Genomic DNA, 13,699 nt, shown 5'->3' on the forward strand with positions numbered 1-13,699 from the left:
ATATTTTGAAAGTAGATACACGGTAAAAAGTCCAATTCCCGACTTTTTACAAGCAAATAGCAACAATCTTTGAGAAAAGAGCCTATTTAATTGATGCAATTTTTCGTTTTACAACTCCTTGCACATATATGTAGGAGAAGAACATCCCCCCACCAAGGATAATCGCCACTTCCATCCATGTTGCCACGAAGGCCAAAAGGATAGCGAGGATTACCGTTTGTGAAATAAGAATCAGGGATATCATTTTGGTAAAAGCATGGACCCGATGCTCTTCCTGAACAGGATAGATGGATAGCCATAGCTTATTATAATGATGTCTCCACATCGGTATAAGTTGAAAACCTGTCAGATAAAGAACAAGTACCGGAACCAAATAAGTCGCATAGCCCACTGGGAGTGTAAGAAGCAGGACACAACCGATAATCAATAGGCGAAGATATAATCCAAAATAGTCACCTGAACGAAGGAATGTACGCAAATAGAGATAGTGAAAGGACTTCTCTCTGGCATAAGGAGTGAACCCCAGGATAAAATCCAGCCACCTTCTTCTTTTCACTTTCTCCTTCAATCCGGGCACATCGACAAACAGGTTTGCCACACGATAGAACAGCTGCATTCTTTTCGTTTCGTTTTCAATCAGCAAGTCCCATTTCCAGTTCATTTTTTGGGAAGCTTTCTGGAAGTAAGCAAGTAGCAGTAGCATTACTACTATTATTAATCCAATAAAAAGCAGACTCGCTTCGGAAAAAACAAGATATAGCAGACCGAAATTCAATGCAAGTCTGATCCACCAGTCCGTTAATCTCACTTTTTTATCTGTATAGAAATTAACAAGCCACGTCATCCACAGGTTCCAGGATTTCATTCCAAGCAATAAGAGAAGAATGGCTAAAAGTGTCTGGAACGTAGCATCTGTCAACGTGAAAAATAAAGGCACAGAAACGCCAAAAACCAGCAAGAGAAAATAACTTTCTAAGACAATCGAATAAAGAAATGATTTCTTTATATACGGCTTCAACTTTTCTTCCAAAGGAAGCAAAAAGACAAGGTCGGGGTCTTTCAGGAATGTATGTATGCTTCCTCTGGTCATCAAGATCGCCAGTACTGCCCCCATGAGCCATGGATAAGGAAAATCAGGCGGAACGATGTCCAGCCAGTTCTGGTAAGCGAGAGCGAGACCGCTTAGAAGAAAAATCATCACGATAACAAGATGATCATTGAACATATAACGTAAATATCTGCGAGTATCCTTTATATATTGGCTGAATCTGGACTTCCAGAGCTGATCGACATTAAACATTGCTCTCTTCCTTTGTCAGCTGGATATAAAGGTCATCAAGGGAAGCCATTGGCATTTTGAACTGCTGTCTTAACTCTTGGAGAGTTCCTTTTGCTCGCACTTCTCCTTCATGTAAGATAACGAATGAATCGCAGTATTTTTCCGCTGTCGCGAGGATATGCGTGGACATGAGAATCCCCGCTCCACTCTTTTTCGCCTTGTCCATGATTTCCAGGAGAGAATGGATCGCAAGTGGATCCAACCCTACAAAAGGCTCGTCTACAATGTACAGCTTCGGTTCAATCAAGAAAGCAGCAAGGATCATTACCTTCTGCTTCATCCCTTTAGAGAAATGTGCAGGAAACCACTTAAGGCGTTTTTCCATCCTGAACTCTTTTAGCAATGGGTGAAGGCGCTTTTCGAAGGTTTCTTTCGATAAACCGTAGGCCATCGCGGTCAATTCTAGATGTTCATACAACGTCAATTCATCATATAAAATCGGGGTTTCAGGAATAAAGGTGAAAGTCGAGCGATATTTCGTCGTATCCTCCTGAATTGAAATGCCATCGATCTTAATGGACCCTTTCTTCGGCTCCATCGTCCCGATTACATGCTTAATCGTGGTACTCTTCCCGGCACCATTCAACCCAATCAAGCCCACCAACTCATTCTGCTTCACACCAAACGAAATATCCTTTAACACCGCTTGATTCGTGTACCCACCAGTCAACCCGATAATCTCCAATAAACTCACATCAACCTATCCTTTCTGCCAACCATTTTATGTATTGAATATAGCTACTACATGGAGGACGGAAATCCTTCAAGGGTCTGACCCCTTTTCAAAATTTAATCCTCCTGTAACCTATATGAAATATAAACTAATTATTAAATTTTACCATAACATAATTTAAGCAAAAGTGCGCATCATATGTAGGGAAGGGGACAGAGGGGCACTTATACAGGCCTTTAGTTAAGACTTCTTTATAGATGAGGTGACTGTCAAAGACAGTTTTGCTTTGTTCTTGATAAAGTTTACAATTTACTCTCGTCGTTGCGGGACTTAACCGACTGCAACTACACGATCATCTGTAACGTAACTCCGATTGATGAAGAAATGAGGTGCTTACGGGCGACACTTTACTGTAAAGTCGTAACCTGTGATTGATTCATTTTGAAAATGAGGTGTTCGTTAAAGAGACTTTAAGTCGATAGCCGCGTTACTAAAGTTGTCAAACTCAGTAACAAGGGGATGGTTGTTTTGAACAGGAAAGCTGACAATTAGACACATTTTATAAATCAGATGAGGTGTTTATCAAACACAGTTATTTGAACGCTAAAATGATGTTTGTAGGCTTCTCCTTATTCAGATAGAGAAGCTTGTTGCCTCTCTTCCCTTTCTTAGCAAGCAGGAGCATTTGCTCTTGCTTGTTTCATTTGTCTTCCTACCATATTAGGCTACTTGTCCAAAACATGGTAAAATAGATGAAACTAATTCCAGAGGTGATACTGATGAGTGATTGTATTTTTTGTAAAATTATCGATGGGGATATTCCTGCAGCCAAGGTCTATGAAGATGAGCATGTACTGGCTTTTCTCGATATCAGTCAGGTGACAAAAGGGCACACTTTGGTGATTCCTAAAGTACATAAAGAGAACATTTACGAACTTACCCCTGAAATAGCAGAGAACCTATTTAAAGTGGTTCCTAAAATCGCCAACTCCATTAAAGAGCAGTTTCAACCAATTGGCCTAAACCTATTGAACAACAACGGAGAGGCTGCCGGGCAATCCGTATTCCATTACCACCTACATATTTTGCCGCGCTATGGCAAAGGTGACGGATTTGGTGCTGTGTGGAAATCGAACCAGAGTGACTACACACCTCAGGATCTACAAGAAATTTCATCCCAGATTAAAGATGGCATTAAATAAGGCAAAAATGACGTGGGACAAACAGTGCTCCCACGTCATTTTTTAAAATTAAAACGATCTGCTCATGTCCGCTACCGATGCAATATTTTCTACCATCTTCCAATCCGGGTGTTTAAACGAGTAGGTACACTCTGACTTCAGGTAACCCTCAACATAATCCCTGTAGTTTCTATCCCACCTCAATAAATGAATAAATTCCTCTCGTGTTCCTTTATGGTCCACAGCAGATTTTAACTTGTTCAGCATATCACTTTGCCATACAGGCTGAAGCGGACTGTCCCCTGGAATATCCGCAAATCTGCGCATCTCCCCTTCCCACAATAGCGCCCGTGGCTCGAAGTAGGCATACACCTTATCAAAAACCTCTCCGGTCTCCAATTGCACCTTCTTTCCGGAGTGTTCCCTAAGTTCATATCCTTTTTCGGTAGAGTTGATCAATTCCAGCTGCTTCTTATCGATGAACGTCAACCACACCTCTGCCACAGCACCTTTTACAGGGGCAATGACTGCTGGCAATGAACCATATGGGGCCAAGAATGGTGCATACACAATATCGGAATCCAACACCTTCCCTTTCAAACAAAGCATGAAATCATCCTCATCTGGACGTAAGCTGAATTTATATTGAAGCTGTGCCAAACAGACATTAGAACCATAGGCGACCACCGGAACCTTTGATGCCAAACCGTCTTCCTGTAAAAAATCTTCCACCTTCTTCACGTCAGCACTTTGAAAAGCAAGGCTTCCCAATACATGATCCACATTGGAAAAGTGGATGGAATGTTGCTCGACCGACATTCCTTTTTGAGCTTCCAGGCGGCGGGCTTTTCCTTGCCAAAATAAAAAGGAAGTGGCAGGTCTTGGTCCAGGATAGATATCCGGATGATCATATGGACTTACATCAAAAGGCTTTTGTTCACGATACATTACAAAACTCCTAACTTTTTTCGAAATCTTTCATGTATTCTAACACAATCCATGATAGGATATATATTAATATTTTCAGGACACTTTAGGAGGGTAATAGGATGAAGCGTGTGTATAACTTTAATGCAGGTCCGGCTGCACTACCAAAAGAAGTATTAAAGCGTGCTCAACAGGAATTGTTGGATTTTGAAGCTACAGGCATGTCCGTGATGGAATTAAGTCATCGAAGCAAGGAGTACGAAAAGGTTCATAATAAAGCAGCAACACTATTAAAAGAACTTATGAATATACCAGATAACTACGACATCCTCTTTATGCAAGGTGGCGCAAGTCTTCAGTTCTCGGCAATACCCATGAATTTTCTTGCCCCTGGGAAAACGGGAAATTACAGTTTAACCGGTTCTTGGTCTGAAAAAGCTTTAAAGGAAGCAGGAAAAATCGGAGAAACTCACGTATCCTCTTCCACGAAAGAGTCAGGCTATACGAGTACCTCTACTCACCTGGAGCTATCTAGTAATCCTGCCTATCTACATATCACAAGCAATAATACAATCTTCGGAACACAATGGTGGAACTTCCCTTCCCTTTCTCCGGAAGTTCCATTGATTGCGGACATGTCGAGCGATATCCTGAGCAGGCAGATCAACATTGAAGATTTCTCCATCATCTATGCAGGTGCCCAGAAAAACCTCGGTCCTTCAGGTGTGACAGTAGTGATTATAAAAAAAGAATTACTCGAGCAATGTCCTAATAACATTCCGACCATGTTGAATTATCAGACCTTTGCCAAAAACAGATCCCTTTACAACACCCCTCCTACCTTCTCCATCTATATGCTGTCACTTGTATTGGAATGGGTGGCGGAACAGGGTGGTGTGGATACAATTGAAAGGAACAACCAAAAGAAGGCCGAGCTTCTATACGAAGTTATTGATCAAAGTGAAGGCTTTTACATCGGTCATGCCGAAAAAGATTCAAGGTCTCACATGAATATCACCTTCAACCTCGCTACAGAGGAACTTACAATAGCTTTTCTAGCAGAGGCAAAAGAGAAAGGCTTTGTCGGACTCGGAGGACATCGTATGGTTGGCGGCTGCCGGGCGTCCATTTATAATGCGGTACCATTAGAGTCCTGTGAGGCATTGGCAACGTTCATGCATGCTTTTCAAATTAAGTATAAGTAATGGATAGCTTTACCCTTTTCAAAAGCAATTAACTTTACTATACTAGTACCTAATAATTCGCATTAGACAACGAGTGTACTAATGGAGTTATAAAAGAGATGATTAGTTGAGGAGAGATGAGAAATGAATACGAAGATTTTAGTGTCACTGGCTTTACTTGTTGGGATTGGTGCTGTACTACACACAATTGTACCGGGACTTATCCTGGGAATGAAACCTGATTTGGCTTTAACGATGATGTTTCTTGGAATTATGCTATTTCCTGAAAAGAAAAATGTATTGCTGATAGGTATCGTCACCGGATTGATATCCGCACTGACCACCACTTTTCCAGGCGGGCAGATTCCAAATATCATAGACAAACCAATCACAGCATTTATGTTTTTCTTCATGTTGATTGCTCTGAAGAAGGTTAACAAACCACTTGTTAAAGCAGGACTATTAACCGCAATCGGCACCCTCATTTCAGGAGCAATTTTTTTAATATCCGCCTTGACACTTGTAGGTCTGCCAGGCGGAGGAACTTTTGCATTCTTCATGCTGACAGCTGTACTTCCCGCTGTTGCCATGAATGTAGTAGTGATGATAATTCTCTATCCCATAGTAAAAGGCATTGCCAAACGCTCTAATTTAATTCCAGCAACATAATAAAGAGGGAAAATTCCTACTCAGGAATTTTCCCTCTTTTCTGTGTATCTTAAGTTATCCAGGTCGCAAATACCGCCAACAGTAAAATGACTCCTCCCGCAGCACAGATGGTAAGGGCCTTTTGCTGCAATACTCGTCTAGGCGGATATACCCCTGCTCTCTGCGATGCAAGAAAGTAATTTCCACCTCCAAATAAAAGCAAAATACTTAAGGTGAATAAACCGAATGTTACGCCTACCAAATTAGCCCGCCCCCTTTTCTACCATAACTATGCGAATCTCCCTGTTCTTATGAAACAAGTTGTCATCCATGATCGATCGACTAGCCCCTATTACTTCCGGAAATTAAATATATCGTTTCCATTTTGGGAAGAATACAAATATATGTCGAAATAAACTCTATAAAAAAGATCATAAAAAGAGGATTTTTTTTAGAAATGTTGAATTATATAATAATCTTAGGGTATTGAACTATACTTACATAATTTTAATTTGAGGTGATTACTATGAATGGGAAATCATTCATCTACGGAATTCTATTAGGAGGAACAATTGCAGGAATCTCGACACTGTTAACAACACCAACATCCGGAGCGACCAGAAGAGCCCAAGTAAAGTCTGCAGCACGTAACATCCAATCCACACTGAATGAATTGAAACAAGAAGCTATTCAGGTCAAGGATCAAGTAGCACAAGCACTTGAGGAGGGCAAGGCAACTGTGGGAAACATTGCGGAGGAAATTCAGGTTTCTGTAGATCTTTGGCAGAATTCTATAAAACCGCATCAGGAATCCATACAGCAAAACATTGCGAATTTAGAAAAAGAATTGGAAAATCTGGAAAAAGAAATGGCTAAAAACACAACAAAATAAAAAAATTTTAATTTTTTGTAAATTTTGACCTTTATTAATTTTTATTTTATTGTCATAATAGATAGTAATATATTAGAAAAAAGTAGGTGAGTTTGTGAATACACAGAATGGACAGTATTCATTAAAGGAAGCTATGCTCTTCAGCCAGCGTGTTGCACAGCTTAGCAAAGCTCTTTGGAAAACAATTGAAAAGGATTGGCAGCAATGGATCAAGCCTTATGACTTAAATATTAATGAGCACCACATTCTTTGGATTGCCTATCATCTAAAGGGGGCTAGCATTTCTGAGATTGCCAAGTTCGGTGTTATGCATGTTTCCACTGCATTCAACTTTTCGAAGAAATTGGAGGAAAGGGAATTACTGCGCTTTTCCAAAAAAGAGAACGATAAACGTAATACTTATATCGAGCTCACTGAAAAAGGAGAGCAAATACTTCTGGATTTGATGGAAAGCTATGACCCTAGCAAAAATTCGGTGTTCAGTGGTGCATTGCCGATGCATGACTTATACGGGAAGTTTCCGGAATTGCTGGATATCATGTGTGTGATACGTAATGTGTACGGAGAGGATTTCATGCAAATTTTCGAAAGATCCTTTAACAATATTGAGGAGGACTTCGAAGAGATTGATGGAAAGCTATCTAAAAAAGAAGAAACACTTATAGAAAAAAATGAAAGCGTTACTTCTTCTTGATCAGCTTATGAAATTCATCCATTAATGAAATGTAAAGTCCTTGCGAATGTAGGGCATTAATTGTCTCTTCCCACGGTAAACCGGGTGGCAATGCATGTCTGAATTGTAAAAGAAGCGGAGAGAAAGTGACAAAACCTTCCGCTTTTTGTTTTTCCATTTCCTTGCTCAATTCTTCACAAGTATCGTATATGGATTGAACATCCCTTCTACTAAGCTTCCCTCTGATAATTAAGTAATCCCATGGGAAACGTGTACCATCCATCTGTTTCACTAACAGATCTATATAATACTCCAAAGTCGCCAGTCTTTCTTCTTCCAATTTACTCATTCCTCACCAAGTACATTTCTGTTAGCTATTTGCTTTTCGGCCGTCCAAAACCCCATAGCATCTATATATTTTACATCAAATAATAGTTCTTACCAATATTTAGATGCCATTACTGAAAAATAAATTACATTCACCTATTGATTTTTCGGTTAAAAAAGCTTACATTAATTTAGTAATTTTGATTACGAATAGCAATTACGGTAGGTGATCCAACTATGAACTGCTGGAAATCCATTGATATCTCAAGACAATATGGACTCCATCGCATAACACTTGTATCGTTTATCATCACTTTACTTTCGTTTATTGTATTATTTTTAACTTTTAGCCTTATATACAATGACACAACTGTCTCATCATCTAACTTTGGATGGTTTATCCTTGGGCTTGCAGGTATGTTCACCATGCACAAGCTATGTCATGTACTCCCGCTAATTGCGACAAAAAACCAAGTAAAACTCAGATGGAAACTTAAGTGCTATATGCCTTATATGAAAATAAAAACAAAAAAACCATTTACAAAAATCCAATCCTACGCTGTTTTACTGGCTCCATTTGCCATCATCACAACAGCGTGTATACTACTTGCCCATATCTTTCCAGACTACTATCATTACTTTTCGATGCTAGCAGCAGTAAATATCGGCCTGAGTATTCCAGACTTCCTCTATATTCAACTGATTCAGCGAGCACCGAACAAATGTCAAATTGAAGAATTGGAAAATGGGTATGATATTTTAATAATCAATGAGAGTAGGAATGAAATAGCGTCCTAACCTTAACTGGGATGTTGTTTCATTTTTTTGTAAGTCCTTTTTAAAACCGTTGCCATAAAACAATAAAGTACATGAAAACAGCCTCTTGTAAAATTTTTGGAATGTGAAGGTATCTTTTTTTCAAAATCTTTGGTATGGTAAAAGGCATAAGTATAAAATTCGTATAATAGTTTAAAAGCAATCAAGCCAAAGGAGGGATTTTATGGCTATCGCATCTCTATTTGTTTTGGTGGCTATATTCATACTCTTCTACATAAACAAATTAACGAATGCGTTATGCGTTCAGAAAGAAATCCCGGAGGAACGTCATCCGAAAGTTTTCCGAACCATAAATGTACTAATTACCATTCTATTAATTTCTTCTTATGTAGATATTTTGCTTAGTTCCCAATAATAAACCGAACAAAAACACCTTCCATTTTTGATGGAAGGTGTTTTTTTGGAGAAAGGGACATTGTCCCGTCTCCATGGTCCTAGCTTAGTATAACCAAGCTGCACCTACGATTACTAACAAGATAAATAAAACTACGATTAACGCAAATCCGCCGGAATGTCCACCAGACATGTTGGTTCCTCCCTCTGATTAAATGTATTTAGTACAACCAAGCTGCACCTACGATTACCAACAAGATAAACAATACTACGATTAATGCGAAGCCACCTGCATACGCATTACCCATCTTTGTAACACCTCCCTTATGAGTTGTTACGATATCTTATGCAACAAATTCCAAGGAGGCATAGGCGTTTATCCTGCCCCTAAAGTTTTTTACATGAAATTCTGGGACAACAAGTTTGTGTTGGTGTATTTCATGATTCCATTTATAGTATGTGAGAATGTTAGAATGGGAATGGACGATAGCCCATTTTTTAAAAGGTTATGTTAGAGTAGAATGTAAAAATTTTTGATGTTATAGCTGTTGATTGTAGCAATGGGAGAAGACTCCAGCGGGAGGTAGCGCTTAGTGGAGACCCCGCAGGCTTTCCGAGGAGGCTCCACAAGTGCCCCGCGGAAAGCGAAGCCCGGTGCGGAAATCAACAGCGCTTGTGAACAGACCCTTTTAAAAAAGCACATGGGACTTTGGATGAATGTGATAATATTTCATTAAATTAGGAGATTATGCTATAGTATGGGGTAGAACGTTCTACTACATATGGGAGTTGATCAACATGAAAAAATGGATGATTGCTGTAAGTGCCACAGCCTCACTCTTGGCGCTATCTGCATGCAATACTGATAAAGCCGACAATTCAAAGGTGATTGCGGAAACCTCTGCCGGGAACATTACACAGTCTGAACTTTATGAGGCTATGAAAGATCGATTCGGTGAAGAAGTGCTTCGTGAATTGGTTTTCGAAAAAGTACTTAGTGAAAAGTATGAAGTAACAGATGAAGAATTGCAGGAGCGAGTGGACGAGCTGAAGCAACAACTTGGACCGCAATTTGATATGGCATTAGCACAAAGCGGCTTCAAAAATGAAGAACAATTGAGCCAAACATTACGCATTTCCATGCTTCAGGAAAAGGCAGCAATGGAAAATGCCGAAGTTACGGAAGAAGAGATTCAAGAACACTATGATGCTATGAAACATGAGATACGGGCAAGCCACATTTTAGTGGAAGATGAAGAGACCGCCAAGGAAGTAAAAAAACAGTTGGATGAAGGTGCTGACTTTGCAGAGCTGGCAACTGAATTTTCAACTGATCCAGGGTCTGCACAAAATGGCGGGGATCTTGATTGGTTCGGTTCAGGGGTAATGCTACCGGAATTCGAAGAAGCAGCTTACAATCTTGAAGTAAATGAGATCAGTGAGCCTGTTGAAAGCATGTACGGCTATCACATCATCATGGTGACCGATAAGAAAGAAAAACCACCATTAGAGGAAATCAGAAAAGATGTGGAAGAAGAGCTTCTTCAGTCCAAAGTACAGCAAGAAGCTGCTGACGCAGCACTTCAGAAAGAATTGGATGCTGCCAATATTGTCGTGAAAGACTCTTCTCTTAAGAACACATTTGAAGAGGAAGAAGAGGAAGAGCAGGAGCAACAATAAAAGATAAACATCAACACAGTGCTACTGTTTAAGCGCCTGGAACGGCAATCAACAGTAAATCCCAATACAAAAACAATGCAAAAAGGAAGCGGAATCCCCAATTCTAATTGTTATGCAGAAACCTTGTTGATTGCAGTGGAAGGCGCGCAGACTCCTGCGGGAGGAAGGGACAAGGGAGACCCCTGAAGCGTTGTGAGGAGGCTCCCGGACCGCCCGCGGAAAGCGAAGCGCCTGGAACGGCAATCAACAGTAAATCCAAAAACAAAAAAGAAGCGGAATCCCCCGCTTCCTTTTTATATTTGGCTGTTTTCGTAAACTTTGTTGCTTTTTCGAAATTTTTAATACAACCGTTATAATCCTTGCTGTCGTGCTCTTTTCCTAGCTGTCCAATATAATATGCATGCCTAATTTAAAGTAGATAAACGGTAAAAAGTCCTAATGCCGACTTTTTACTACCAATTAGCAATCTTTGAGAAAAGAGCCTTAATTTTATACATTCACAACCTGTCGTTTCTTCTCTCTCTCTTCTTGTATCCTATCCATATAGACTTGTCCCTCTTTTTCAATGATGGCAGTCTCCACTTCTTTCTCTTCCTTGGCCGAACGTAAAGTCATATATGCGCTGAAACATATCCCGATAACCACCAATAGCATCCACCACGGCATAAAAAAGCCCCCTCTCTTTCATATGTGCTACTAATTTATACATATGATAGAGTATGGGAGGCTAGTACTTATTTATGAAAAGTAGGTTTATAGAAGTTTCGGTTATCCATCGCAAAGATTCTTTCTGTGTACTCTCCAGGTTTCACTCGTTCAAGAGCACGGTCGAGCATATTCATCTTGGCATCAATATTGTCGATATAGTGTAGAATCTCCGCTTCCTTAATCAGTGGCAGCTTAGGACTTCCCCACTCCGGTTTACCATGATGGCTTAATACAAGGTGTTGAAGCACCATCACTTCTTCTCCTTCAATTCCTAGTTCGTCTGCTGCTTTACCGATTTCATTCACCATTATAGAGATGTGCCCAATCAGGTTACCCTCTACGGTATAACTCGTGGAAACTGGACCAGACAGTTCCGTCACCTTTCCTAAATCATGTAGAATCACTCCTGCATAGAGAAGGTCCCTGTCCAAGGAAGGGTATAATTCAGCTATCGCTTTGGCCAGATCTAACATGGAGACAACGTGGTAGGCCAATCCGGAGACAAACTCATGATGATTTTTTGTAGCAGCCGGATATTGCAGGAAATCCTGCTGGTGTTTTTTTAATAGATGCCTTGTAATCCTTTGGACATTTGGATTTTTCATTTCAAATATCGCCTGAGTGATTTTATCCATCATTTGCTCCTGGCTTAAAGGGGCTGTTTCAATGAGATCGGAGACGCTGACGTTTTCATGGTCTTCCTTCGGCTTAATTTTACGGATTTTCAACTGATTACGTCCTCGGTAATGATGTATGTCCCCAAGGACCCTCACAATGCTCTGTGGCGTATATAGCCCCTCATCATCGGAAGAAGCGTCCCAAAGTTTCGCTTCTATCTCACCGCTCTTATCTTGGAATATTAAAGTCAAAAAAGGTTTTCCATTGCTGGCGATACCTTTTGTTGCATTTTTAATCAGTAAATGAACATCTACTTGTTCTCCCACTTCAAAGTGGAGAATACCCTTCTTCATCTTTCCTTCCCCCTATCAAAAATTAAATGATGATTATGAGATGTGAGTACGCTTATAATACTACTCATTTATAATCAGGAACAACAATGTTATGAAGCAACCTCTACCCGTTCCTTTCTCTTGGCGAGCCATATTTTTGTGACAAACAATCCGAATAGCATGATGGAAGCTCCAAACAGATAGGGTATGTGGATATTGATTTCAAAGAAAATCCCTGCCAATATGGGACCGGCTACATTTCCCAGGCTAAGAAAAGAATTATTGAGACCCATGACAAGCCCCTGTCTGCTTCCTGCGAGTTTGGAAATGAACGAATTCAAGGAAGGCCTTAAGAGGGAGTTTCCGAGAAAGAATAGGCAGGTGGTCAAAAGGACCGTAGTAAAACCTGTAGCAAGTGTCATCATCACAAAACCAATCGCACTGATCATTAATGCACTTGTAACCACCCTTTCCTCTCCAAACCGCTTCGTCAGCCTACCAACCAGAACGCCCTGTACAATGGTTCCCACTAGGCCGACAATCAATATGATTAGCCCTATTTCACTTGGGTTATAGTTGTAACGTTGCATGGTGTAGTAACCGAAAATGGATTGGAAATTGGCCAAACCGAAACTCATAATGAACACTAGGATAAGCAAGAAACCGACCGGGCTTTTAATCGCTTTATACATGACAATAAATTGATTGTCCCGCTTCTCTCCCGATGTTAGGAGAGCGTCACTTTCGCGTTTTTCTTTGGAGTAGGATTCTGGCAGTATTAACACAGAAACTATACCGGCGATGGTTGCCGCAACACCTGCCACCAGAAAAGGAAGCGAGAGATCGTATTCGGCAAGCCATCCTCCTATTCCAGGCCCAACAACGATACCTAGACCCATGGCAGCCCCCATGATTCCCATGCCCTGTCCTCTTTTTTCAGAAGAGGTGACATCTGAAACATAAGCCATGGCTGTAGGCATCAGTGCCGAACCGAATGTTCCAGCCAGTATTCGCGATAGAAACAGCATCCCCAATCCGTTTGCAAAAGCAAAGATGAATTCCGCTATCGCAAATCCAAAAAGACCGATAGTGATGAGAGGCTTTCGACCGACCTTATCCGAGAGCCTTCCCCACATAGGAGCGAAGAGGAATTGCATAAACGCAAATACTGCTACCAGCAATCCCAACGTCTTTGCATCTGCACCGAATTTATCGATATAAAAAGGAAGAATCGGGATGACTAATCCTATGCCGACCATGACGATAAATAGATTGAAGCTTAATAGAATCAACGGTGCTTTATTAGTTTTCATTACACTCTCACTCATTCTGTTTATCCTTTCAACT

Annotated in this window: 17 protein-coding genes; 8 read left to right on the top strand and 9 right to left on the bottom strand. The window is 40.5% G+C overall.

Going from position 1 to position 13,699, the window contains the following annotated elements:
* Positions 1–82 precede the first annotated feature (82 nt).
* Both AB685_RS13845 and AB685_RS13850 read right to left on the bottom strand, forming a co-directional pair.
* Positions 83–1,300, bottom strand: coding sequence for an ABC transporter permease (locus AB685_RS13845; RefSeq protein ID WP_047971188.1), 1,218 nt, complete (start codon positions 1,298–1,300; stop codon positions 83–85).
* The gene (locus AB685_RS13850) at positions 1,293–2,033 is read right to left on the bottom strand and encodes an ABC transporter ATP-binding protein (RefSeq protein WP_082153632.1); all 741 of its coding nucleotides are present in this window, start codon (positions 2,031–2,033) and stop codon (positions 1,293–1,295) included. The genes AB685_RS13845 and AB685_RS13850 overlap by 8 nt, the downstream gene beginning before the upstream one ends.
* 758 nt (positions 2,034–2,791) lie before the next feature.
* On the opposite strand from AB685_RS13850, the gene AB685_RS13855 reads away from it, so the two are divergent.
* Positions 2,792–3,214, top strand: coding sequence for an HIT family protein (locus AB685_RS13855; protein WP_047971189.1), 423 nt, complete (start codon positions 2,792–2,794; stop codon positions 3,212–3,214).
* 48 nt (positions 3,215–3,262) lie between these two features.
* Here AB685_RS13855 and AB685_RS13860 read toward each other — a convergent pair whose 3' ends face one another.
* Entirely contained in the window at positions 3,263–4,141 is an 879-nt protein-coding gene (locus AB685_RS13860) for a hypothetical protein (protein WP_047971190.1), read from the bottom strand.
* Positions 4,142–4,242: 101 nt separating this feature from the next.
* Between AB685_RS13860 and serC the strand changes: the two genes are divergently transcribed.
* The 4 genes from serC to AB685_RS13885 all read left to right on the top strand — a co-directional run bounded on the left by serC (position 4,243) and on the right by AB685_RS13885 (position 7,538).
* Positions 4,243–5,325, top strand: coding sequence for a 3-phosphoserine/phosphohydroxythreonine transaminase (serC, locus tag AB685_RS13865; RefSeq protein WP_047971191.1), 1,083 nt, complete (start codon positions 4,243–4,245; stop codon positions 5,323–5,325).
* 123 nt (positions 5,326–5,448) lie between these two features.
* A complete protein-coding gene (locus tag AB685_RS13870; protein ID WP_047971192.1) occupies positions 5,449–5,973 on the top strand; it encodes a tryptophan transporter in 525 nt (174 codons plus the stop codon).
* Positions 5,974–6,478: 505 nt separating this feature from the next.
* Positions 6,479–6,844, top strand: coding sequence for a YtxH domain-containing protein (locus tag AB685_RS13880; RefSeq protein WP_047971194.1), 366 nt, complete (start codon positions 6,479–6,481; stop codon positions 6,842–6,844).
* A gap of 94 nt (positions 6,845–6,938) precedes the next feature.
* Positions 6,939–7,538, top strand: a complete 600-nt coding sequence (locus tag AB685_RS13885; protein ID WP_082153633.1) for an HTH-type transcriptional regulator Hpr — start codon at positions 6,939–6,941, stop codon at positions 7,536–7,538.
* On the opposite strand, the gene AB685_RS13890 is transcribed toward AB685_RS13885, so the two are convergent.
* Complete coding sequence (locus tag AB685_RS13890) at positions 7,525–7,866, bottom strand: DUF1878 family protein (RefSeq protein ID WP_047971195.1); 342 nt, start codon at positions 7,864–7,866, stop codon at positions 7,525–7,527. The genes AB685_RS13885 and AB685_RS13890 overlap by 14 nt on opposite strands.
* A gap of 215 nt (positions 7,867–8,081) precedes the next feature.
* Between AB685_RS13890 and AB685_RS13895 the strand changes: the two genes are divergently transcribed.
* Both AB685_RS13895 and AB685_RS13900 read left to right on the top strand, forming a co-directional pair.
* Positions 8,082–8,642 carry a DUF3267 domain-containing protein gene (locus tag AB685_RS13895; protein ID WP_047971196.1) on the top strand — a complete coding sequence of 187 codons (561 nt, stop codon included), beginning with the start codon at positions 8,082–8,084 and terminating at the stop codon, positions 8,640–8,642.
* A gap of 208 nt (positions 8,643–8,850) precedes the next feature.
* The gene (locus AB685_RS13900) at positions 8,851–9,036 is read left to right on the top strand and encodes a hypothetical protein (RefSeq protein WP_047971404.1); all 186 of its coding nucleotides are present in this window, start codon (positions 8,851–8,853) and stop codon (positions 9,034–9,036) included.
* Between the two features lie 84 nt (positions 9,037–9,120).
* On the opposite strand, the gene AB685_RS30385 is transcribed toward AB685_RS13900, so the two are convergent.
* Together AB685_RS30385 and AB685_RS30390 are read right to left on the bottom strand one after the other, a co-directional pair.
* The gene (locus AB685_RS30385; protein WP_082153634.1) at positions 9,121–9,207 is read right to left on the bottom strand and encodes a YjcZ family sporulation protein; all 87 of its coding nucleotides are present in this window, start codon (positions 9,205–9,207) and stop codon (positions 9,121–9,123) included.
* A 28-nt stretch (positions 9,208–9,235) separates the two neighbouring features.
* On the bottom strand, positions 9,236–9,322 hold the full coding sequence (locus tag AB685_RS30390; protein WP_063561705.1) for a YjcZ family sporulation protein: 87 nt from the start codon (positions 9,320–9,322) through the stop codon (positions 9,236–9,238).
* Positions 9,323–9,812: 490 nt separating this feature from the next.
* On the opposite strand from AB685_RS30390, the gene AB685_RS13905 reads away from it, so the two are divergent.
* Positions 9,813–10,694, top strand: coding sequence for a peptidylprolyl isomerase (locus AB685_RS13905; RefSeq protein WP_047971197.1), 882 nt, complete (start codon positions 9,813–9,815; stop codon positions 10,692–10,694).
* 489 nt (positions 10,695–11,183) lie between these two features.
* On the opposite strand, the gene AB685_RS13910 is transcribed toward AB685_RS13905, so the two are convergent.
* The 3 genes from AB685_RS13910 to AB685_RS13920 all read right to left on the bottom strand — a co-directional run bounded on the left by AB685_RS13910 (position 11,184) and on the right by AB685_RS13920 (position 13,665).
* Positions 11,184–11,360 carry a sporulation YhaL family protein gene (locus AB685_RS13910; protein ID WP_047971198.1) on the bottom strand — a complete coding sequence of 59 codons (177 nt, stop codon included), beginning with the start codon at positions 11,358–11,360 and terminating at the stop codon, positions 11,184–11,186.
* Positions 11,361–11,428: 68 nt separating this feature from the next.
* Entirely contained in the window at positions 11,429–12,373 is a 945-nt protein-coding gene (gene yhaM / locus AB685_RS13915; RefSeq protein WP_047971199.1) for a 3'-5' exoribonuclease YhaM, read from the bottom strand.
* Between the two features lie 89 nt (positions 12,374–12,462).
* The gene (locus AB685_RS13920; RefSeq protein WP_047971405.1) at positions 12,463–13,665 is read right to left on the bottom strand and encodes an MFS transporter; all 1,203 of its coding nucleotides are present in this window, start codon (positions 13,663–13,665) and stop codon (positions 12,463–12,465) included.
* Positions 13,666–13,699 lie beyond the last annotated feature (34 nt).

The sequence above is a fragment of the Bacillus sp. LL01 genome, from assembly GCF_001037965.1.

Coding starts and splice junctions, on each gene's coding strand:
- AB685_RS13895 (WP_047971196.1), top strand. CDS start 8,082: ATGAACTGCTGGAAATCCATTGATATCTCAAGACAATATGGACTCCAT.
- AB685_RS13855 (WP_047971189.1), top strand. CDS start 2,792: ATGAGTGATTGTATTTTTTGTAAAATTATCGATGGGGATATTCCTGCA.
- AB685_RS13880 (WP_047971194.1), top strand. CDS start 6,479: ATGAATGGGAAATCATTCATCTACGGAATTCTATTAGGAGGAACAATT.
- AB685_RS13905 (WP_047971197.1), top strand. CDS start 9,813: ATGAAAAAATGGATGATTGCTGTAAGTGCCACAGCCTCACTCTTGGCG.
- AB685_RS30390 (WP_063561705.1), bottom strand. CDS start 9,322: ATGGGTAATGCGTATGCAGGTGGCTTCGCATTAATCGTAGTATTGTTT.
- AB685_RS30385 (WP_082153634.1), bottom strand. CDS start 9,207: ATGTCTGGTGGACATTCCGGCGGATTTGCGTTAATCGTAGTTTTATTT.
- serC (WP_047971191.1), top strand. CDS start 4,243: ATGAAGCGTGTGTATAACTTTAATGCAGGTCCGGCTGCACTACCAAAA.
- AB685_RS13910 (WP_047971198.1), bottom strand. CDS start 11,360: ATGCCGTGGTGGATGCTATTGGTGGTTATCGGGATATGTTTCAGCGCA.
- AB685_RS13920 (WP_047971405.1), bottom strand. CDS start 13,665: ATGAAAACTAATAAAGCACCGTTGATTCTATTAAGCTTCAATCTATTT.
- AB685_RS13860 (WP_047971190.1), bottom strand. CDS start 4,141: ATGTATCGTGAACAAAAGCCTTTTGATGTAAGTCCATATGATCATCCG.
- AB685_RS13870 (WP_047971192.1), top strand. CDS start 5,449: ATGAATACGAAGATTTTAGTGTCACTGGCTTTACTTGTTGGGATTGGT.
- yhaM (WP_047971199.1), bottom strand. CDS start 12,373: ATGAAGAAGGGTATTCTCCACTTTGAAGTGGGAGAACAAGTAGATGTT.
- AB685_RS13845 (WP_047971188.1), bottom strand. CDS start 1,300: ATGTTTAATGTCGATCAGCTCTGGAAGTCCAGATTCAGCCAATATATA.
- AB685_RS13890 (WP_047971195.1), bottom strand. CDS start 7,866: ATGAGTAAATTGGAAGAAGAAAGACTGGCGACTTTGGAGTATTATATA.